The 18,611-nt window shown below is 63.5% G+C and carries 14 protein-coding genes and 1 pseudogene; 8 read left to right on the top strand and 7 right to left on the bottom strand.

Annotated elements, in window-relative coordinates:
• The first annotated feature begins 175 nt into the window (after nucleotides 1-175).
• On the top strand, nucleotides 176-805 hold the full coding sequence (locus tag ACNFCJ_RS06650; RefSeq protein WP_064494199.1) for an FKBP-type peptidyl-prolyl cis-trans isomerase: 630 nt from the start codon (nucleotides 176-178) through the stop codon (nucleotides 803-805).
• A gap of 137 nt (nucleotides 806-942) precedes the next feature.
• Here ACNFCJ_RS06650 and ACNFCJ_RS06645 read toward each other — a convergent pair whose 3' ends face one another.
• A complete protein-coding gene (locus tag ACNFCJ_RS06645; RefSeq protein ID WP_004423370.1) occupies nucleotides 943-1,173 on the bottom strand; it encodes a hypothetical protein in 231 nt (76 codons plus the stop codon).
• A 254-nt stretch (nucleotides 1,174-1,427) separates the two neighbouring features.
• Nucleotides 1,428-3,053: pseudogene (locus ACNFCJ_RS06640) on the bottom strand (methyl-accepting chemotaxis protein).
• A 222-nt stretch (nucleotides 3,054-3,275) separates the two neighbouring features.
• Here ACNFCJ_RS06640 and ACNFCJ_RS06635 point away from each other — a divergent pair.
• Nucleotides 3,276-4,430, top strand: coding sequence for an L-talarate/galactarate dehydratase (locus ACNFCJ_RS06635; RefSeq protein ID WP_416770485.1), 1,155 nt, complete (start codon nucleotides 3,276-3,278; stop codon nucleotides 4,428-4,430).
• A gap of 4 nt (nucleotides 4,431-4,434) precedes the next feature.
• Here the strand turns inward: ACNFCJ_RS06635 and ACNFCJ_RS06630 are convergent, their stop codons facing one another.
• Nucleotides 4,435-5,340: a LysR family transcriptional regulator gene (locus ACNFCJ_RS06630; RefSeq protein ID WP_179575774.1), complete on the bottom strand. Its 906-nt coding sequence runs from the start codon at nucleotides 5,338-5,340 to the stop codon at nucleotides 4,435-4,437.
• 97 nt (nucleotides 5,341-5,437) lie between these two features.
• Here ACNFCJ_RS06630 and ACNFCJ_RS06625 point away from each other — a divergent pair, with 97 nt between their 5' ends.
• A complete protein-coding gene (locus ACNFCJ_RS06625; protein ID WP_416770484.1) occupies nucleotides 5,438-6,583 on the top strand; it encodes an L-talarate/galactarate dehydratase in 1,146 nt (381 codons plus the stop codon).
• 56 nt (nucleotides 6,584-6,639) lie between these two features.
• Here the strand turns inward: ACNFCJ_RS06625 and ACNFCJ_RS06620 are convergent, their stop codons facing one another.
• The 4 genes from ACNFCJ_RS06620 to ACNFCJ_RS06605 form a co-directional block, all read right to left on the bottom strand.
• Nucleotides 6,640-8,160, bottom strand: coding sequence for a tripartite tricarboxylate transporter permease (locus ACNFCJ_RS06620; protein ID WP_125881101.1), 1,521 nt, complete (start codon nucleotides 8,158-8,160; stop codon nucleotides 6,640-6,642).
• A 9-nt stretch (nucleotides 8,161-8,169) separates the two neighbouring features.
• Entirely contained in the window at nucleotides 8,170-8,679 is a 510-nt protein-coding gene (locus ACNFCJ_RS06615; RefSeq protein ID WP_143506034.1) for a tripartite tricarboxylate transporter TctB family protein, read from the bottom strand.
• 66 nt (nucleotides 8,680-8,745) lie between these two features.
• On the bottom strand, nucleotides 8,746-9,723 hold the full coding sequence (locus ACNFCJ_RS06610) for a tripartite tricarboxylate transporter substrate binding protein (RefSeq protein ID WP_143506035.1): 978 nt from the start codon (nucleotides 9,721-9,723) through the stop codon (nucleotides 8,746-8,748).
• Between the two features lie 35 nt (nucleotides 9,724-9,758).
• Nucleotides 9,759-11,153, bottom strand: coding sequence for an enolase C-terminal domain-like protein (locus tag ACNFCJ_RS06605; protein WP_416770482.1), 1,395 nt, complete (start codon nucleotides 11,151-11,153; stop codon nucleotides 9,759-9,761).
• A 550-nt stretch (nucleotides 11,154-11,703) separates the two neighbouring features.
• Between ACNFCJ_RS06605 and kdgD the strand changes: the two genes are divergently transcribed.
• The 5 genes from kdgD (at nucleotide 11,704) to ACNFCJ_RS06580 (ending at nucleotide 18,596) form a co-directional block, all read left to right on the top strand.
• On the top strand, nucleotides 11,704-12,615 hold the full coding sequence (kdgD, locus tag ACNFCJ_RS06600; RefSeq protein ID WP_416770480.1) for a 5-dehydro-4-deoxyglucarate dehydratase: 912 nt from the start codon (nucleotides 11,704-11,706) through the stop codon (nucleotides 12,613-12,615).
• A gap of 111 nt (nucleotides 12,616-12,726) precedes the next feature.
• Complete coding sequence (gene gudD, locus ACNFCJ_RS06595) at nucleotides 12,727-14,076, top strand: glucarate dehydratase (RefSeq protein WP_416770478.1); 1,350 nt, start codon at nucleotides 12,727-12,729, stop codon at nucleotides 14,074-14,076.
• 195 nt (nucleotides 14,077-14,271) lie between these two features.
• On the top strand, nucleotides 14,272-15,597 hold the full coding sequence (locus ACNFCJ_RS06590; protein ID WP_416770477.1) for an MFS transporter: 1,326 nt from the start codon (nucleotides 14,272-14,274) through the stop codon (nucleotides 15,595-15,597).
• 22 nt (nucleotides 15,598-15,619) lie between these two features.
• Complete coding sequence (gene garD, locus ACNFCJ_RS06585) at nucleotides 15,620-17,176, top strand: galactarate dehydratase (protein WP_416770474.1); 1,557 nt, start codon at nucleotides 15,620-15,622, stop codon at nucleotides 17,174-17,176.
• Between the two features lies 1 nt (nucleotide 17,177).
• Nucleotides 17,178-18,596, top strand: a complete 1,419-nt coding sequence (locus ACNFCJ_RS06580) for an FAD-binding oxidoreductase (RefSeq protein ID WP_416770472.1) — start codon at nucleotides 17,178-17,180, stop codon at nucleotides 18,594-18,596.
• Nucleotides 18,597-18,611: the final 15 nt, after the last annotated feature.

Below are 18,611 nucleotides of genomic sequence, written 5' to 3'. Positions count from 1 at the left end.
TCGGTGCTTCGGCGTGCTGCTGTGGGAGGGGCTTTCGTCTCTGGCATCCTGCTCCGCTCTAACTCCTGCATCCATACCGTCGAAGCCGCAACGGGCAATGCATGGGGTCGTGACGTCGCGCCAGGCTTCTGTGCTAGTCTGGCCGGCCTTTTTTCAGCCCCAAGCGGAGCCTTTCATGTCCGAATTCAACTTCAGCCCCGATCTGTCCTCCGATGAAGGTCGCGTCAGCTACGGCATCGGTCGTCAACTCGGTGGTCAGTTGCGTGACAACCCGCCGCCCGGCGTCGACCTGACCGCTATCCTGGCCGGTCTGACCGACGCGTTCAGTGGCCAGGCCAGCCGCGTTTCCGAGGCTGAGCTTGGTGCCAGCTTCAAGGTCATCCGCGAGATCATGCAGGCCGAAGCTGCCGCCAAGGCCGAAGCCGCTGCCGGCGAAGGCCGTGCGTATCTGGTTGAGAACGCCAAGCGCGAGGGCGTGACCGTGCTGGCCTCCGGCCTGCAGTATGAAGTGCTGGTCGCAGGCGAGGGCGCCAAGCCGTCGGCTGAGGATCAAGTGCGTACTCACTACCACGGCACCCTGATCGACGGCACCGTGTTCGACAGTTCCTACGAGCGCGGCCAGCCGGCTGAATTCCCGGTCGGTGGTGTGATTCCGGGTTGGGTCGAGGCGCTGCAACTGATGGGCACCGGCAGCAAATGGCGCCTGCACGTACCGAGTGAGCTGGCCTACGGCGCTCAGGGCGTCGGCAGCATTCCGCCGCACAGTGTGCTGGTGTTCGATGTCGAGCTGCTCGACATCCTGTAAGTGAAATCGGCAGGCGCGTGTCGGGTGGGCAAGGCTTTTATGTCCACTATCGCGACCACGGTGGACGGGTGAAGCGTCGTCCACCCTAGGCTACGTACGAACGGCCCTTCTGCATTGCACAAGGGCCGTTTTGTCTTTCAGGATGGGCGCAATGCCCGGGCGTAGCAGTACAGAAACAGGCTGCGCACCAGTTCCTTGAGGACGATGGGTTCGCTGGAGCTGAGTTCGTGTAAATCCAGGTCGCCCTGATCACGCAGTTCGTCCAGGGCTTCTTCTTCGAGCATGGCGCAGACTTCACCGGTTTCACGGTTGAGGATGCGCAGATAGGGATGCGGGCGGTCCAGCCAGGCATCGATCAGGTAGGTCATGGCAGGTCTCCTTGGCCGTCATTACGTAACTGAGAATAATTCCTATTACATAAATAGCAAGGGTTAATTGCTGCCTTTTGTCGTTTGCCTGTTTTCAGCAGGTGGAGCGGACAGGGCGAAGCCTTGCCTGCCTTCCGCGCAGGCGAGTTGGAGGGGCGCAGCATGCTGTTGATCCCGCGCCTCGCTACTCACTCTGCGCGCAGGCGGTAGATGCTGGAGGCGGAGACGCGTGCCATGCCGGTTCGCAGATCGGGTCAGGAGCCCAGGCGGCGAGTCACTTCGCCCAGTTGCCCGGACATGTCATGTAGGTTGCGGCTGGCTTTTTGCGTACGTTCGACGTTGTCCTGGTTGGCGCTGGCGATGGCGGTCAGCTCGGTAAGGTTGCGCGAGATATCCTCGGCCACCGAGGTTTGCTCTTCGGCGGCGGTGGCGATCTGCTGGTTCATGTCGCGGATGGCTTCCACGGCCTCGGTGATGCGCTGCAGCATGGCACCGGCTTCGGTGACCTAGATCACGCCCTGTTCGCTGCGCTGCTGGCCGCTCTCGATGGCGCGCACGGCATTCAGCGCACCGCTCTGCACGGTGTCGATGATCTGGTTGATCTCTGCGGTGGACTCGGCGGTGCGCTGGGCCAGGTGGCGCACCTCGTCGGCGACCACGGCGAAACCGCGGCCTTGTTCGCCAGCGCGAGCGGCTTCGATGCCGGCGTTGAGCGCCAGCAAATTGGTCTGCTCGGCGATGCCGCGGATCACTTCCAGCACCTTGCCGATACGCCCGCTGTCGCTTTCCAGGCGACGGATCACCTCGGCGGTGTTGGCGATCTCGCCGCGAATGTCGGTGATTGTGGCGATGGTCGATTGCATAACCGTGCTGCCCTGACGTGCTGAGTCGTCGGCATCGTTGGCCGCGTGCGCGGCGTCGGCGGCGTGGCGCGCGACTTCCTGCGCCGTGGCGGACATCTCATGCATGGCCGTGGCGACCTGATCGGTGCGCTCGAACTGCTCGCTGACGCCCTCGGTCATGCGTGAGGCGATGGCGTTCAGCTCGCTGCTGGCGCTGTCGAGGTTCTGCGTACTGTGGTGCAGGCGCTCGCTGGTGCTGGCAAGAAAGTCGCGCAGGGTGTTCGCGGCGCGCGCCAGCAGGCCCAGTTCATCTTGCCGGGTGCTTTCCACGCGTTGGCCGAAACGGCCTTGGCTGAGTTGGTCGACATGGCCGATCAGGTGGCGGATGGGGATGATCAGATTGCGATTGACCAGCCACAGGCTGAATACGGCGATGACCAAAGCTGCGGCCAGCATCACGACTGTGCCGCTGAGAATGGTGCGCGCGGCGCTGGCGTTGATCTGCTCGGCCTGGCTCAGGCTGTTCTGGCGTAACTGCTCGACCAGTGCAGTCATCTGCTCACTGGCGGCGCGGTCGATGCCTTTGACGGCTTCATCGCCGGCTCTGGCATCGGCTCCGGCGGCCACGAAGGCGTCGCGGCCCTTGCGGTAATTGCCACCAAGCGCCTGATGTTCGCTACGCAGGCGCTCGACCTGCGTCTTCAAAGCCGGGTCGGCTGCGGCGACCAGGGTCAACTGGCCGAGAATATCCTGCACCTTGCGCTCCTGCGCTTCGAACTGGCTCCAGTAGCGTTGCAGATTGGCGCTGTCCTGGCCGCGCAGCAGGACGTTCTTCCATTCCTGCACCTGAATCTTGAATTCGACGTTGGCTGCGTCGATCAGGCGCGAAGATTCCAGCGGCCCATCGAGCAGGCCGCGGTAGGACTGAATGCCGCTGGAAAGAAAGCTGAAGCAGGCCAGGGCGGTGATCAGGATCAGTACCAGACTGCCGCCGAGCAGGGCGAGAATCTGCGCGCGCAGGGATTTTTGCAGGAACATGACGAGGTGCCTCGGGAGCCAGGCATGGCGGGACACGCTCAGCGTAGTGGGCGAATGTTGCAGATTTGTGAAATGTCTAGATGAGTCGTCGCGGTGCCGGATCAGCCAGGGAACAGCAGATGATTTCGATGCTTGAATGATTGCGCAATCATATTAATCTGACTCGGGTTGTCCATTTTTGGCGACCCATCGGGGCGCCGACTTTCATCACGAGGAAGAGTCATGACCGATAACTCCAGCCCACGCGCCGATGATGACCGCATCACCTGGCTCAGTCTGCGCTCGGTAGCGCTGCCGCTGGCCAACCCGATCAGCGATGCCAAGGTGCTCACCGGCCGGCAGAAGCCGATGACCGAGATTGCCATCCTGATCGCCGAGATCGAAACCCGCGATGGTCATCGTGGCCTCGGGTTCAGTTACTCCAAGCGTGCTGGAGGCCCGGGCCAGTTCGCCCATGCCCTGGAAGTGGCGCCGAACCTGATCGGCGAGAACCCCAGTGATATCGCCAAGCTGTGGGACAAGCTGTGCTGGGCCGGTGCTTCGGTCGGTCGCAGCGGCCTGGCGAGCCAGGCCATCGGTGCCTTCGACGTCGCCCTGTGGGATCTCAAGGCGCGCCGCAGTGGCTTGTCGCTGGCACGTTTGCTCGGTAGCCATCGTGATTCGGTGCGCTGCTACAACACCTCCGGGGGCTTTCTGCACACGCCGCTCGACCAGTTGTTGAAGAACACCGATATCTCCCGCGAGAAGGGCATCGGCGGTATCAAGCTCAAGGTCGGCCAGCCTGACTGGGCACTGGATATTCACCGCGTCAGCACAGTGCGTGAGCATCTGGGCGAGAGTTTCCCGCTGATGGTCGACGCCAACCAGCAATGGGACCGCCCGACCGCGCGGCGCATGTGCCGTCGCCTGGAGCCCTTCGACCTGATCTGGATCGAGGAGCCGCTGGACTGCTACGACGCTGAAGGCCACGCCGAGCTGGTGCGTCTGTTCGATACACCAATCGCCACCGGCGAGATGCTCACCAGCCCGGCCGAGCACTGGGAATTCATTCGCCAGCGCGGCGCTGACTTCCTCATGCCCGATGCGCCGCGGGTGGGCGGTATCACCCCGTACCTGCGCGTGCAGACCCTGGCCGAGCAGGCTGGCATGACCCTGGCGCCACACTTCGCCATGGAGCTGCACGTGCACCTGGCCGCCAGCCACACGCGCGAGCCATGGGTCGAGCATTTCGAATGGCTGGAGCCGTTGTTCAACGAGCGCCTGGAGATTCGCGACGGACGCATGTTGGTGCCGACTCGTCCGGGCCTGGGTCTGAGTCTGAGCGAGCAGGTTGCCGGCTGGACGGTGCAGCAGGCAGAGGTCGGCAAACGCGCTTGACGCGTCAGCTCTGTGGGTAGATGTCGAGCGCGGCCTGGCGCACAGCTGCGATCATCGACGGTAAGGCCGGGTTGTCGTTGTCGTCGCGCCAGACCAGATGCAGCTCCCCACTTATGCCTTCGGGTAGCGGCAGCTCGCGGAAACGTACCTGCTCGAAGCGGATGGCACTGGCGCTACGCGGCACCAGTGCCAGCCCCATGCCGGCATTGACCAGCGACAGGATGGTCAGGGTCGAGCCCAGCGCCTGAACGAACTCCGGCTGGATGCCGCTGGCGCGAAACAGGCCGGTGTGCAGTTCGTTGAAGGGCTGCCAGGCGGTATGTGCATAAAGGATGAAGGGTTGGCCATGGAGCATTTCCAGGGTCGGCCTTTCGTGCTGCGCCAGTGGATGTTCGGCGGGCGCAGCCAGCACGAAGGGTTCGCGCAGCAGGCATTCGCTGATCAGCCCGGGTTGTTGCAAGGGCGCCCGCACGATGGCCAGGTCCACACGCCGGGCGCGCAGTGCCTGCACCTGTTCGAAGGTGCTCATCTCCAGCAAGGCGATATCCACCCCAGGGCGTTCGCGCTTGGCGGTGGTGATCGCGCGCGGCAGCACGTCATACACCGCGCTGGCGACGAAGCTGATGTTGAGTGCGCCGCTTTCGCCGATGGCAGCCAGCCTGGCGCTTTGCGCTGCGCGGTGGGCCTGGTCGAGCAGCGCCTGGGCTTCGACGAAGAAGGCGCGGCCAGCTGCCGTCAACGCCACCGAGCGGGTGCTGCGGGTGAACAACGCCACGCCCAACTGGTGTTCGAGCAGCTGGATCTGCCGGCTCAGTGGCGGCTGAGTCATGTTCAGGCGCTCGGCAGCGCGGCGGAAATTCAGCTCTGCGGCCAGGGTAGTGAAGCAGCGCAGTTGCGATAGCTCGAACACTGATTCAATCCAGGTATCAATTGAGTAGAAAACTAGATTAGACCTGGATCAATGGCGGCGTCCATCATCGCTCCACGCTTTCGCGCCCGGAGTGACGATGAGTCTCGACCTTTACACCCCTGATCCGATCACCTGGATCGGCCTACGCTCGGTGGATCTGCCACTGGCTCGGGCCGTGAGCGATGCCAAGGTGTCCACTGGTCGACAATTGCCGCTGTCGGCCGTCAGCCTGTTGTTCGTCGAGCTGCAAACCCGCCAGGGGCATACCGGGCTCGGCTTCAGCTACACCCTGCGCACCGGTGGCCCGGCGCAATACGCTCACGCCCGCGAGCTGGCACCGCTGCTGCTCAACGAAGATGGCAACGATATCGCCCGTTTATGGGGGCGGCTCAGTTGGGCAAGTGCCTCCATCGGCCGCAGTGGTCTGGCAGTGCAAAGCATCGCGGCGTTCGACACGGCGTTGTGGGATCTCAAGGCGCGGCGGGCCGGTTTGCCGCTGGCCAAGCTGCTCGGCGCCCAGCGTGATGCGGTGCCTTGCTACAACACCTCTGGCGGCTACCTGCAGGCGCCCATCGAGGAGGTCATCGACCGCGCCGGGCAGGCGCTGGCGGGCGGCATCGGTGGCATCAAGCTCAAGGTCGGGCAGCCGAATCAAACTGAGGATTTACGCCGCGTGCGGGCCTTGCGTCATGCCCTCGGTGATGAAGTGGCGGTGATGGTGGACGTCAATCAGCAGTGGGATCGCACCACGGCGCTGCGCATGGGGCGCGCTCTGGAAGAGCTCAACCTGACCTGGATCGAGGAGCCGCTCGATGCGCACGATCTGGAGGGGCATGCGGCGTTATCCGCGCAACTGGTTACGCCGGTCGGCAGCGGCGAGATGCTCAGTAGCGCAGCCGAGGCGTGCGCTTACGTGGAGCGCGGCGCGGTAGACGTGATCATGCATGACGCACCGCGAGTCGGTGGTATCACGCCGTTCCTGCAGGTTGCCGAGGTGGCCAGACGGCACGGCCTGGTCATGGCGCCGCACTTCGTCATGGAACTGCACATCCATCTGGCGGCTGCCTACGAGCATGCCACCTGGGTGGAGCATTTCGAGTGGCTGGAGCCTTTGTTCAACGAACGCCTGGAGATTCGTGGCGGTTGCATGCAGGTGCCGATGCGGGCCGGGCTAGGCCTGAGTCTGAGCGAGCAGGTGGCGGGCTGGACAGTGGCGCAGGACGCCTTTGGAGTGCGGGCGTGAGAGGGGAGATGCGGGTAGTCCCCTCGCCGTGTTGGCGAGGGGAAAGGTGGGATGGGTCAGGTGCGAAGTATTTCGTTGATCGCGCTGGGTTTCGGGCGCAATGCACTGAACACCTGCCAGAGCACGAACACCAATGCCAGGCCGAGGAAGGTGCCGGCAATCGGATTGGTGAAGAACTCGGCGAAGCTGCCGTCCGACAGCATCAGACCGCGACGCAGGTTGGTTTCCGCCATAGGCCCGAGGATAAAGCCGATGATGAACGGCGCCGCCGGCATACCGGCCTTGACGAAGGCGTAACCGAGCAGACCGAACAGCAGGATCGACCAGACGTCGAACAGGCGGCTGGACAGGCCGAAGGCACCGACCACGCACAGCACCAGAATGATCGGCAGCAGGATGTGCTTGGGCACGTCGAGCAGCTTGATGAACAGGCGCAGGCCGTAGAACTCCATGAACAGCATCATGCAGGTGGCGACGATCAGCGCGGCGAAGATGGTGTACACCAGCGGACCCTGGCTGATGAACAGCAGCGGACCGGGCTGGATGCCGTGGATCAGGAAGCCGCCGAGCATGATCGCGGTGACGGTGTCGCCGGGGATGCCCAGGGTCATCAGCGGCATCATGGCGCCGCCGATACCGGCGTTGTTAGCCGTCTCGCTGGCGACCACGCCGCCGATGTTGCCCTTGCCGTAGGTGTGCCCGTCTTTCGCGCGTTTCTTGGCGATGATGTAGGACACCAGGTTCGAGGTGCCCGCACCGATGCCTGGCAGGATACCGATGCCCAGACCGATCAGGCCGGAGCGACCGGCGTTGGGCAGTTGCTCGCGGAATTCCTTGAGCGAGAAACCGAAGCCCTTGATGTTCTTCATACTCACCGACCTGGCCTTGCCCTGTACGGCATGGCGGCCGGTTTCGGCGAGCTTGATGATCTCGGCCACGGCAAACATGCCGATCATTACCGTGAGCATCGAGAAGCCGCCATTGAGCTCACTGACGCCGAAGGTGAAGCGGCGCACTGCCTCGACCGGGGCGATACCTACGGTGGACACGGCGATGCCCAGGGTACCGGCGAACAGCCCCTTGACCATGGAACCGGCCGACAGGGTGGCGATCAGGGTCAGGGAAAATACAGCGATGGCGAAGTATTCATGCGGGCCGAAGCTCAGGGCGACCTTGGCCAGCTGCGGAGCGATGAACATCAGCGCGACGATGCTGAAGATGGTGCCGAGGAAGGAGAACACGATGCCGACGCCCAGCGCCTTGACGCCGTGCCCCTGCTCCATCAGCGGGCCACCGTCGAAGACCGTGGCGATCGATGAAGGTGTTCCCGGAATCTTCAGCAGGATCGCCGAGATCAGGCCTCCGGATGTGGCGCCAATGAACAATGCGACCAGCAGCGACAGACCCGCTTGCGGGCCCATGGTGAAGGTCAGCGGCAGGCATAGCGCCACGGCCATGGTCGCCGACAGGCCGGGCACGGCGCCGAAGACGATGCCCATGGCCACGCCGACAGCCATCAGCATCATGATGTTCAGTGAAAAGACGGCACCGAAGCCTTGCTGCAGTAATTCGAGCATGGTCGATCCTCAGATGAAATTGTTCAGCAGGCCGGCGGGCAGCAACAGGTCGAAGGCCTCGCGGAACAGCAGGAAGATGAGCGCAGAGCAGATGACGGCGATCAGCAGATAGGTCAGGTGTCTGGCTTTCTGGTTTACCGGGGTCAGCACGAGGAACTGCAGATACAGGTAAACCACGGTCATGATCGGGAAACCCACAGGGCCGAGCAGGGCCATATAGCCAAGGATCAGGCCGAGTGTCTTGATGACGGTCTTCGGCTCGACAATTTCAACAGTTGGCTCTTCGGCTTCTGCAGGAGCCGGACTGGCGGCGGGTTCGGCAGCGGCCTTGGGTTTGGCAAAGGCGCTGACCAGTTGCATCAGGCCAAGCAGAGACAGGAATCCGGCCAGCAGTTTCGGCACCGTGGCCGCATCGACACCATCATGCCCGGGCAGCTGTTGAGCCAGAACCAGATAGGTAAGGCTGGCGCCGAGCATGGCAAGGCCGATGATCAGCTCTTTCTTGTTCAGGGTGTTCATCGTGTACCTCGGTGTTCTGAGGCGAAGCGCCGGCTCGAATCGGTCGGGCCGGCGCTGCGGTATGGCTTACTTGGCCTTGCGCAGTTCATCCTTGAACTGCATGAAGTCTTCGCGGGTCTTGGCCAGAATCTGCTTGGCGTCTTCGGTGGCGAAGAACGCGACCGGCTGCTTGAACTTCTTCAGGTCTTCAGCGTAGGCAGGCTGCTCGGTGATCTGCTGCATGATGTCGGACATCTTCTTCACGATCGCCGGGTCGGTGCCTTTCGGGAAGGCCACTACGTAGGGCTTGTCCATGGTGATGTCGAGGCCTTGCTCCTTGAGGGTCGGTACTTCACCCAGCATGGCATTGCGCTCGGCGTTGGGCTGGCCCAGTGCGACCATCTGACCGCCTTGCACGTAGTCCTGTACGGAACCGTAGGTGATGGCGCCCATGTCCAGGCGGCCGCCGAGCATGCCGACCACGCGGTCGGAGACGGTGCCGCCGTCGACCATCTTCAGCTTGGCGCCGGTAAGTTTCTCCAGCATCAGACCTTGCAGGTGGGAGAAGCTGCCCATCTCGGTGCCGTAGGTGATGCTGCCCGGGTTAGCCTTGGACTTGTCGACCAGGTCTTTCATGCTGGTCACGCCGGACTGCTTGGAGGCGACGAACACGGTGCTCTTGTCGACGCCAGCGATGCAGGAAACGTCGAAGGTCTCGTAGCTGTCTTCGGTCAGGCCGGCCACTTCGTTGACGATCAACTGGCCCGGGTGGGTGAACAGGATGGTGTTGCCATCCGCCGCAGCGCCTTTGACCTGTTCGGCCGCCAGGGTGCCGCCGCCGCCAGCGACGTTGGTCACTACCATGGTCTTGCCGGTGATCTCGTTGAAGTATTTGGCCATCATGCGGGCGTTGAAGTCGGTGTCGCCGCCTGGGTTGGCGATTACCACTACTTGGACGGGGCGGGTCGGCCATTTCACGTCATCGGCGAAGGTGGCGGAATGAGTGGTCAGGACACCCATGCCGACCAGGGCAGAAAGGAGGGAGGCGCGGAATGTTTTTTTCATTGGAATACTCCGGGTTGGGATAAAAGCCGCGCGAGTCAGTCGCGGCCGAGGCTGGGACGTTTCGGGTCGTATTGCCAACCCGGAACCAGGTACTGCATGGCCATGGCGTCGTCACGCGCGCCGTTGGCCACCTTTTTGTAAAGCTCGTGGGCGACCATGATCCGCTCCATGTCCGGCTCGATACCGAGGCCGGGCTTGTCCGAGACCTGCACCTGGCCGCCGACGATCTGCAGCGGCTCGCGGGTCAGACGTTCCTCGCCTTCCTGCCAGATCCAGTGGGTGTCGATAGCCGTGACGCGGCCGGGCACGGCCGCAGCGGCATGGGTGAACATGGCCAGGGAAATATCGAAGTGGTTGTTCGAATGCGAACCCCAGGTCAAGCCGAACTCTTCACAGACCTGACCGAGGCGCACGGCGCCTTGCATGGTCCAGAAGTGCGGGTCGGCCAGGGGAATGTCCACGGCCTCCAGGCGCAACGAGTGCCCCATCTGCCGCCAGTCGGTGGCGACCATGTTGGTGGCGGTGGGGATGCCGGTGGCGCGCTTGAACTCGGCCATGATCTCGCGACCCGAGTAGCCATTCTCCGGGCCGCAAGGGTCTTCGGCATAGGTCAGCACGTGGCCTTGTCCTTGGCACAGGGCGATGGCTTCATCCAGTGACCAGGCGCCATTGGGGTCGAGGGTTACGCGGGCATCGGGGAAGCGCGCCTTGATCGCGCGGATTGCGTCCATCTCTTCGGCGCCACGCATCACGCCGCCCTTGAGTTTGAAGTCATTGAAGCCGTAGCGCGCATGCGCCGCTTCGGCCAGGCGGGCGATGGCGTCCGGCGTCAGCGCGGCCTGATGGCGCAGGTGATACCAGTCATCTGCCGAGCCTTTACCTGCAAGATAGGGCAGGTCGGTGCGCTGGCGTTCACCTATATAGAAGAGGTAGGCGAGCATCGGCACGCTGTCGCGTTGTTGGCCGCTGCCGAGCAGTTCGGCCACCGGCACGTCGAGATGCTGGCCGAGCAGATCGAGCAGGGCGGCTTCGACCGCGGTGATCACGTTGTCCAGGCGCAGGTTGATCTCGTGCGGTTGCTTGAGTACACGCGCTTCGGATTCGGAGGTGACCTGATGCTGGGTGGTCTGCGGCCCTTTGGCCGGGCCGGCGATGGCCTGACGCAGGCGATTGAGCACATGGTTGTAACGGCCGGCCGATTGGCCGATCACCAGCTCGCGGCAGCGCTCCAGCGCCTGACGGATACCTTCGCCACCGGGAACCTCACCACAGCCGATGCGCCCGGCATTGTCCTTGAGCAGCACCAGGTTGCGGGTGAAGTAGGGGGCATGGGCGCCGCACAGGTTGAGCAGCATGCTGTCATGGCCGGCGACCGGAATGACCTGCATCTCGACGATCTGGGGTGTGCTGCTGCGGGAGGCTTCGTACATCTTGGCTGGGGCTCCGAAACTGGTGCGGCCCTCGGCCGCAATGGCAAAGGTACGGTTCAGTCGTGCACCGGGATCATCGTGCGATCCGCGCGGTGGCAAGTGAGAGCATGGGCAAAGACGGCAACGAGGCCTGCGCGGATTGCGCTGTTCAGGCGGCTGCTGACATCGGTGCGATGGTCGGCACGATGGCAGGGTGGGGCGGCAGTGAAGGTCTTTGACATGACCAGGGCCTCGTTTGTTTTTATTGGAATGTCATAGGTTGTCGTATGACTTGATGGAATTAGTACCAGCCTGTTCCTGGCCTGTCAACGCTGCTCATGATTAATGATGATTGCGCTGCCATCTCTTCTGGCGCCATGATGGAGCCTGCTCTAGGCTGAGCTTTCACGCTTACGCAGCGGATTTGCGGGCAGGCTGGGCGAAGGCGATAAAAACTTCGACGAACGGGTAATACAAAAACTGGTGTTTTTTTTGTTGTTGTACGATAACGTATCTCTACAGCTACGGCTGACGTCATTCCCACAACTCGCTTTAAAAGGGTGTTCGCATAATGAATCCACAAGAACTTAAGTCCATCCTCTCCTCCGGTCTGCTGTCTTTCCCGGTGACCGACTTCGATGCTGCCGGTGATTTCAATCAGGCTGGTTATGTGCGCCGTCTCGAGTGGCTGGCACCTTACGGTGCTTCCGCTCTGTTCGCAGCCGGCGGTACTGGCGAGTTCTTCTCCCTGGCGCCGGACGAATACAGCGCCGTGATCAAGACCGCCGTGGATACCTGTGAGAATTCCGTGCCTATCCTGGCTGGTGTTGGCGGTCCGACCCGCATTGCCATCCAGATGGCGCAGGAAGCCGAGCGTCTGGGCGCCAAGGGCCTGCTGCTGCTGCCGCACTACCTGACCGAAGCGTCCCAGGAAGGTGTTGCCGCTCACGTCGAGCAGGTGTGCAAGTCGGTGAACATCGGTGTGGTGATCTACAACCGCAACGTCTGCCGCCTCAACGCCAATCTGCTGGAACAACTGGCCGAGCGTTGCCCGAACCTGATCGGCTACAAGGACGGTCTGGGTGACATCGAACTGATGGTGTCGATCCGTCGTCGCCTGGGCGAGCGTCTGACCTACCTCGGCGGCCTGCCGACCGCTGAAGTCTATGCCGCCGCCTACAGGGCGCTGGGTGTACCGGTTTATTCCTCGGCCGTGTTCAACTTCATCCCGAAAACCGCGATGGACTTCTACCGCGCCGTCGCAGCCGAAGACCACGCCACCGTTGGCAAGCTGATTGACGATTTCTTCCTGCCGTACCTGGACATCCGCAACCGCAAGGCCGGCTATGCCGTGAGCATCGTCAAGGCCGGTGCCAAAATCGTCGGTTACGATGCCGGTCCGGTACGCGCACCACTGACCGATCTGCTGCCGGACGAGTACGAAGCCCTGGCCAAGCTGATCGAAGCCCAAGGCGCGCAGTAATAGCGCAGAGGGCCGCTCGCTGCGGCGAGCGGCCTGGCCGCGCCCCGGAAGTCCGGGCGCGACGGCGTTGAACCATTGTCGAACCCGCACAAGAACAACAGGGTAACGCTCATGACTTCACAGATTCCTGCCGCTGTCGGCACTCCGCTGATCACCGAGCTGCAAGTCGTACCAGTCGCCGGTCAAGACAGCATGCTGCTCAATCTGAGCGGAGCCCACGGCCCGTATTTCACCCGCAACATCCTCATTCTCAAGGACAGCGCCGGCCACGTCGGTGTCGGCGAAGTTCCCGGTGGCGAGGGCATTCGCAAGACCCTCGAAGACGCCCGCTCGATCCTCGTCGGCCAGCCGGTCGGCAACTACAACGCGCTGCTCAATCAGGTGCGCCGCGCCTTCGCTGATCGTGATTCCGGCGGCCGTGGCCTGCAGACCTTCGATCTGCGCATCACCATCCACGCTGTCACTGCACTGGAGTCCGCGCTGCTCGATCTGCTCGGCCAGCACCTCGGTGTGCCGGTGGCAGCACTGCTCGGCGAAGGCCAGCAGCGCGATGCGGTGGAAATGCTCGGTTATCTGTTCTTCGTCGGTGACAAGGACAAGACCGATCTCGGCTACCGCGATGAGCGCGATGCCGATGACACCTGGGAGCGCGTGCGCAACCAGACCGCATTGACCCCGGAAACCATCGTCCGCCAGGCCGAGGCCGCACATGCGCGCTATGGCTTCAACGACTTCAAACTCAAGGGCGGTGTGCTGCATGGCGAGGCCGAAGTCGAGGCGATCCGCGCCCTGGCCGCGCGCTTCCCTGAGGCTCGTGTGACGCTGGACCCGAATGGCGGCTGGTCGCTGGACGAGGCCATTGCCCTGTGTCGCGACCTGCATGGCGTGCTGGCCTATGCCGAAGACCCGTGCGGCGCCGAGAACGGTTACTCCGGTCGTGAAGTGATGGCCGAGTTCCGCCGTGCCACCGGCCTGCCGACTGCGACCAATATGATCGCTACCGACTGGCGGCAGATGGGCCACACCATCTCCCTGCAATCGGTGGATATCCCATTGGCCGACCCGCACTTCTGGACCATGGCCGGTTCGGTACGCGTGGCGCAGATGTGCAACGACTGGGGCCTGACCTGGGGCTCGCACTCCAACAACCACTTCGACATCTCCCTGGCCATGTTCACCCACGTCGCCGCTGCGGCGCCGGGTCGCGTCACCGCCATCGATACCCACTGGATCTGGCAGGACGGCCAGTACCTGACGCGCAACCCGCTGCGTATCGAAGGTGGTCTGGTGCAGGTGCCGAAAACGCCGGGCCTCGGCGTCGAGCTGGATTGGGATGCGTTGGCCAAGGCGCACGAGCTGTATCGGGTCAAGGGCCTGGGTTCGCGTGACGACGCGGTGGCCATGCAGTACCTGATTCCGGGCTGGACCTTCAATAACAAGAAACCCTGCCTGGTACGTTGAGTCAGGTCCGCAGTCCTGTAGGGTGGACTTCCGTAGGGTGGGCTTCAGCCCACCAATAATGCAGTCGGTGGGCTGAAGCCCACCCTACGGGTTGATGCCCATGGGCCGAAGCGGAGCGCCGCCCGGCCCACCCTACGGGGATGTTCGCTCCCGCCTACGGGCTCAGCCTTTCCTTCTGTCTCACGAGCCTTGCCGATGCCAGATGCCAAACCGGGTCGTGTGCGCTACAGCATTCTGCTGATGCTGTTTCTGGTCACCACCATCACCTTCGCTGATCGCTCCAGCCTCTCCGTCGCCGGTTCGGCGATGCAGGCCGGCCTGGGCATCGACGCGGTGACGCTCGGCTACATCTTTTCGGCGTTCGGCTGGGCCTATGTGATCGGGCAGATACCGGGCGGTTGGCTGTTCGACCGCTTTGGCACCAAGGCGGTGTATACCCTGGCACTGTTCACTTGGTCGGCGCTGACCCTGCTGCAAGGCTTCGTCGGCTGGCTGCCGACCACCTGGGCGGTAACCTCGATGTTTTTGCTGCGGCTGCTGGTGGGCTTTGCCAGTGCGCCGTGCTTTCCGGGCAATGCGCGGATCACCGCTTCCTGGTTTCCCACTGCCGAGCGCGCCACCGCTACGGCCATCTCCAGTTCTGCGCAGTATGCTGCCACTGCGCTGTTCGCTCCCTTGATGGGCTGGGTGGTGCAAACCCTGGGTTGGCAGTCGGTGTTCATCGTGCTCGGTTGTCTCGGTCTGGCGCTGTCGTTCGTCTGGCTCAAACAGCTGCACGGCCCGCGTCAGCATCCGCGCATCGGCGCAGCCGAGCTGGCCCACCTGGAGCAGGGCGGGGCGCTGATCGATCTGGAAGGGCAGCGCGGCGGTAGCGGCGGTTCGCAGTGGCGCTACCTGGGCCTGCTGCTGCGCCAACGCACGATGATTGGCATCTACCTTGGCCAGTATTGCAACAACGCCATTACCTACTTCTTTCTCACCTGGTTTCCGGTCTACCTGGTGCAGGCACGCGGCATGAGCATCCTCGGCGCCGGTTTCGCCGCCGCCTTGCCGGCCATCAGCGGTTGTGTTGGCGGCGTGCTGGGTGGTTTGCTGTCCGACGGCATGCTGCGCCGCGGCCATTCGCTGACTCTGGCGCGCAAGCTGCCGATGGTGCTTGGTCTGCTGCTGTCGAGCGCGGTGGTGCTGTGCATTTACGTCGACAGCGATGCCGCCGTGGTGGCGCTGATGGCCCTGGCCTTCTTCGGCAAGGGCCTCGGCTCCCTGGGCTGGACGCTGGTGGCGGACACCTCGCCACGGCAGATCCTCGGTTTGTCCGGCGGGTTGTTCAACACCTTCGGCAATCTGGCAGCGATCACCACCCCCATAGTCATCGGCTACCTGGTCAGCCGTACCGGATCATTCGATTGGGCATTGGCCTATGTTGGTCTCAATGCCCTGCTGGCGGTCGTGAGCTTCGGCCTGATCGTCGGCCGTATTCACAGGGTCGAGCTGGACGCTGCGTCTGGCTCGGCATCCTGAACGCACAACAGGAGCAAGCGTCATGCAGTTGATTCCCCATCAGGATTCGCCCCGTTACATCCGCCTGCACCCGAGCGACAACGTCGGTGTGGTGGTCAATGACCAGGGTGTTGCCGCGGGCGGCCAGTTCGACGATGGCCTGACGGCTATCGAAGGCATCCCGCAGAGCCACAAGGTGGCGCTGGTGGATATCGCCGAAGGCGGCGAGGTGGTGCGTTATGGCGAGGTCATCGGCTATGCGCTCAAATCCATCGCCGCCGGCAGCTGGGTCACCGAGCAGGTGCTGCGCATGCCCGAGCCGCCGGTGCTGGACAACCTGCCCAAGGCGACTATCAAGGCCGACCCCGGCGAGCCGCTGGAGGGCTACACCTTCGAAGGCTTCCGCAACCCGGACGGCAGCGTCGGCACCCGTAACATCCTCGGCGTGACCACCACGGTGCAGTGCGTGGTCGGCGTGCTCGATCATGTGGTCGAGCGCGTGCGCAAGGAAGTCCTGCCCAAATACCCCAACGTCGACGACGTAGTGGCGCTGTCGCACAGCTACGGCTGCGGCGTGGCGATCAACGCGCCGGACGCCGTGGTGCCGATCCGCACCCTGTACAACATCAGCCGCAACCCCAACCTCGGTGGCCAGGCTCTGGTTATCAGCCTCGGCTGCGAGAAGCTGCAGGCCAACCAGTTGATGGATGGCGACCAGCTCACCAACGGTATGGACGAGGAAGACTGGCTGTTCCGCCTGCAGGATTCCGGCACCGGCTTCACCGGCATGGTCGAGCAGATCATGGGCATGATCGAGGATCGCCTGAAGGTGCTCGACCAGCGTCGCCGCGAGACCGTGCCGGCTGCCGAACTGGTGGTCGGCATGCAGTGCGGCGGCAGCGACGCCTTCTCCGGTATCACCGCCAACCCGGCCCTTGGCGTGGCTGCCGACCTGCTGGTGCGCGCCGGCGCTACCGTGATGTTCTCCGAGAACACCGAAGTGCGTGACGGCATCCACCTGCTGACGCCGCGTGCCGCCAGTGTCGAGGTGGCCGATGCGCTGATTCGCGAGATGGACTGGTATGACCGCTATCTGCAACGTGGCATGGCCGATCGCAGTGCCAACACCACGCCGGGTAACAAGAAGGGCGGGCTGAACAACATCGTCGAGAAGGCCATGGGCTCCATTGCCAAGTCCGGCAACGGCACCATCGCCGGGGTGGTCGCGCCGGGCGAGCGCATTCGTGGCAAGGGCCTGTGGTTCTGCGCCACGCCGGCCAGCGACTTCATCTGCGGCACCCTGCAACTGGCGGCGGGCATGAACCTGCACATCTTCACCACCGGTCGCGGCACGCCTTATGGCCTGTCCATGGTGCCGGTGATCAAGGTGGCCACGCGCACGCAACTGGCCGAACGCTGGCCGGACCTGATCGACGTCGACGCTGGGCAGATCGTCTCCGGGCGCATGACGCTGGAGCAAATGGGCTGGCACATCTTCCAGCTCTACTTGGACGTGGCCAGCGGTCGCAAGCAGACCTGCGCCGAGCACCTGCGCCTGCACAACGACCTGGTGCTGTTCAACCCGGCGCCGGTGACCTGAGATGAGTGGCCTGTCCGATGATCTGCTGCAGGCATTGCGCGAGGCGGTCGGCGAGGCTGGTCTGATCACTGACGCCGAGCGTATGCAGAGTTACCTGAGCGACTGGCGCGGTGCCTACCGTGGCCAGGCGGCTGCCGTGCTGCGCCCGGCTTCGACCGAGGAAGTTGCCGCCGTGGTGCGTTTGTGCGCGCAGGCCGGCGTCGCCCTGGTGCCACAAGGCGGCAATACCGGCCTGTGCGGCGGCTCGATCCCGGACGACAGCGGCGCGCAGATCGTGCTGTCGCTGACGCGTATGAAGCGCATCCGCGCAGTGGACGTGGGCAATGAAACCATCACTGTCGAAGCAGGGGTGATCCTGCAGCAGTTGCAGGAGGCCGCTGCCGAAGTCGGCCGGCTCTTCCCCCTATCGCTGGGTGCCGAGGGTAGCTGCACGGTCGGTGGCAACCTGGCGACCAATGCCGGCGGCACTGCGGTGCTGCGCTACGGCAATATGCGTGACCTGACGCTGGGCCTGGAAGTGGTGTTGCCCGATGGGCGCATTTGGGACGGCCTGCGCGGGTTGCGCAAGGACAATACCGGCTACGACCTCAAGCACCTGTTCATTGGCAGCGAGGGCACCCTGGGTATCATCACTGCCGCCGTGCTCAAGTTGTTCCCGGCCGTGCGCAGCCTGACCACCGCCTGGGTCGCCTTGCCCAGCCCGCAAGCGGCCGTCGAGCTGATCGGGCAGATGCGCAGCCTGTGCGGCGACCGCCTGACCGGCTTCGAACTGATGTCGCGGCAAAGCGTCGAGTTCGTCCTGCGTCATGTCACCGGTGTCAGCGATCCCTTCGCCGACATGCATCCCTGGTACGTGCTGATCGAGCTGAGCGACACCCAGCCCAACGCGCCCTTGAACGAGTTGCTGGAAGAGGGCCTCGGCGGCGCCTTCGAGCAGGGCGTGGTGCTGGATGCCGTGGTCGCCGCCAGCGACGCTCAGGTGCGCGCCTTGTGGGCGTTGCGTGAAGGCATCTCGGAGGCGCAGAACCATGAGGGGCCAAGCCTCAAGCACGATATCAGCGTGCCGGTCAGCCGTATTCCCGACTTTATCGAACTTACCGATGCCGCACTGCAGCAGGCCTTCCCGGGTGTGCGCATCGTCGCCTACGGTCACGTCGGCGATGGCAACCTGCATTACAACATCAGCAAACCGGTCGGTGCCGAAGATGGTTCCTTCAAGGCGCAGGCCGAGGCGATCATGCGGGTGATCTACGACCAGACCCTGCGCTATGCCGGTAGCATCAGCGCCGAACATGGCCTGGGCCAGTCCAAGCGCCTGGCCGCGCAGCACTACAAGGCGCCGCTGGAACTGGAGTTGATGGCTCGGGTCAAGCATGCGCTGGATCCGGCCGGGCTGATGAATCCGGGCAAATTGCTGTAAATCGCAAGATCCAAA

Origin of the sequence: Pseudomonas sp. NY15364 (genome assembly GCF_048068235.1) — a bacterium.
Lineage (GTDB): Bacteria > Pseudomonadota > Gammaproteobacteria > Pseudomonadales > Pseudomonadaceae > Aquipseudomonas > Aquipseudomonas mendocina_D.
The sequence above is the reverse complement of the archived record's forward strand: the minus strand, read 5'-3'. Positions and strand labels throughout refer to the sequence as shown.

Excerpts from the sequence above, each read along its gene's own strand:
- ACNFCJ_RS06650 (WP_064494199.1), top strand. The coding sequence starts at position 176 with ATGTCCGAATTCAACTTCAGCCCCGATCTGTCCTCCGATGAAGGTCGC.
- ACNFCJ_RS06645 (WP_004423370.1), bottom strand. The coding sequence starts at position 1,173 with ATGACCTACCTGATCGATGCCTGGCTGGACCGCCCGCATCCCTATCTG.
- ACNFCJ_RS06635 (WP_416770485.1), top strand. The coding sequence starts at position 3,276 with ATGACCGATAACTCCAGCCCACGCGCCGATGATGACCGCATCACCTGG.
- ACNFCJ_RS06625 (WP_416770484.1), top strand. The coding sequence starts at position 5,438 with ATGAGTCTCGACCTTTACACCCCTGATCCGATCACCTGGATCGGCCTA.
- ACNFCJ_RS06620 (WP_125881101.1), bottom strand. The coding sequence starts at position 8,160 with ATGCTCGAATTACTGCAGCAAGGCTTCGGTGCCGTCTTTTCACTGAAC.
- ACNFCJ_RS06615 (WP_143506034.1), bottom strand. The coding sequence starts at position 8,679 with ATGAACACCCTGAACAAGAAAGAGCTGATCATCGGCCTTGCCATGCTC.
- ACNFCJ_RS06610 (WP_143506035.1), bottom strand. The coding sequence starts at position 9,723 with ATGAAAAAAACATTCCGCGCCTCCCTCCTTTCTGCCCTGGTCGGCATG.
- ACNFCJ_RS06605 (WP_416770482.1), bottom strand. The coding sequence starts at position 11,153 with ATGTACGAAGCCTCCCGCAGCAGCACACCCCAGATCGTCGAGATGCAG.
- kdgD (WP_416770480.1), top strand. The coding sequence starts at position 11,704 with ATGAATCCACAAGAACTTAAGTCCATCCTCTCCTCCGGTCTGCTGTCT.
- gudD (WP_416770478.1), top strand. The coding sequence starts at position 12,727 with ATGACTTCACAGATTCCTGCCGCTGTCGGCACTCCGCTGATCACCGAG.
- ACNFCJ_RS06590 (WP_416770477.1), top strand. The coding sequence starts at position 14,272 with ATGCCAGATGCCAAACCGGGTCGTGTGCGCTACAGCATTCTGCTGATG.
- garD (WP_416770474.1), top strand. The coding sequence starts at position 15,620 with ATGCAGTTGATTCCCCATCAGGATTCGCCCCGTTACATCCGCCTGCAC.
- ACNFCJ_RS06580 (WP_416770472.1), top strand. The coding sequence starts at position 17,178 with ATGAGTGGCCTGTCCGATGATCTGCTGCAGGCATTGCGCGAGGCGGTC.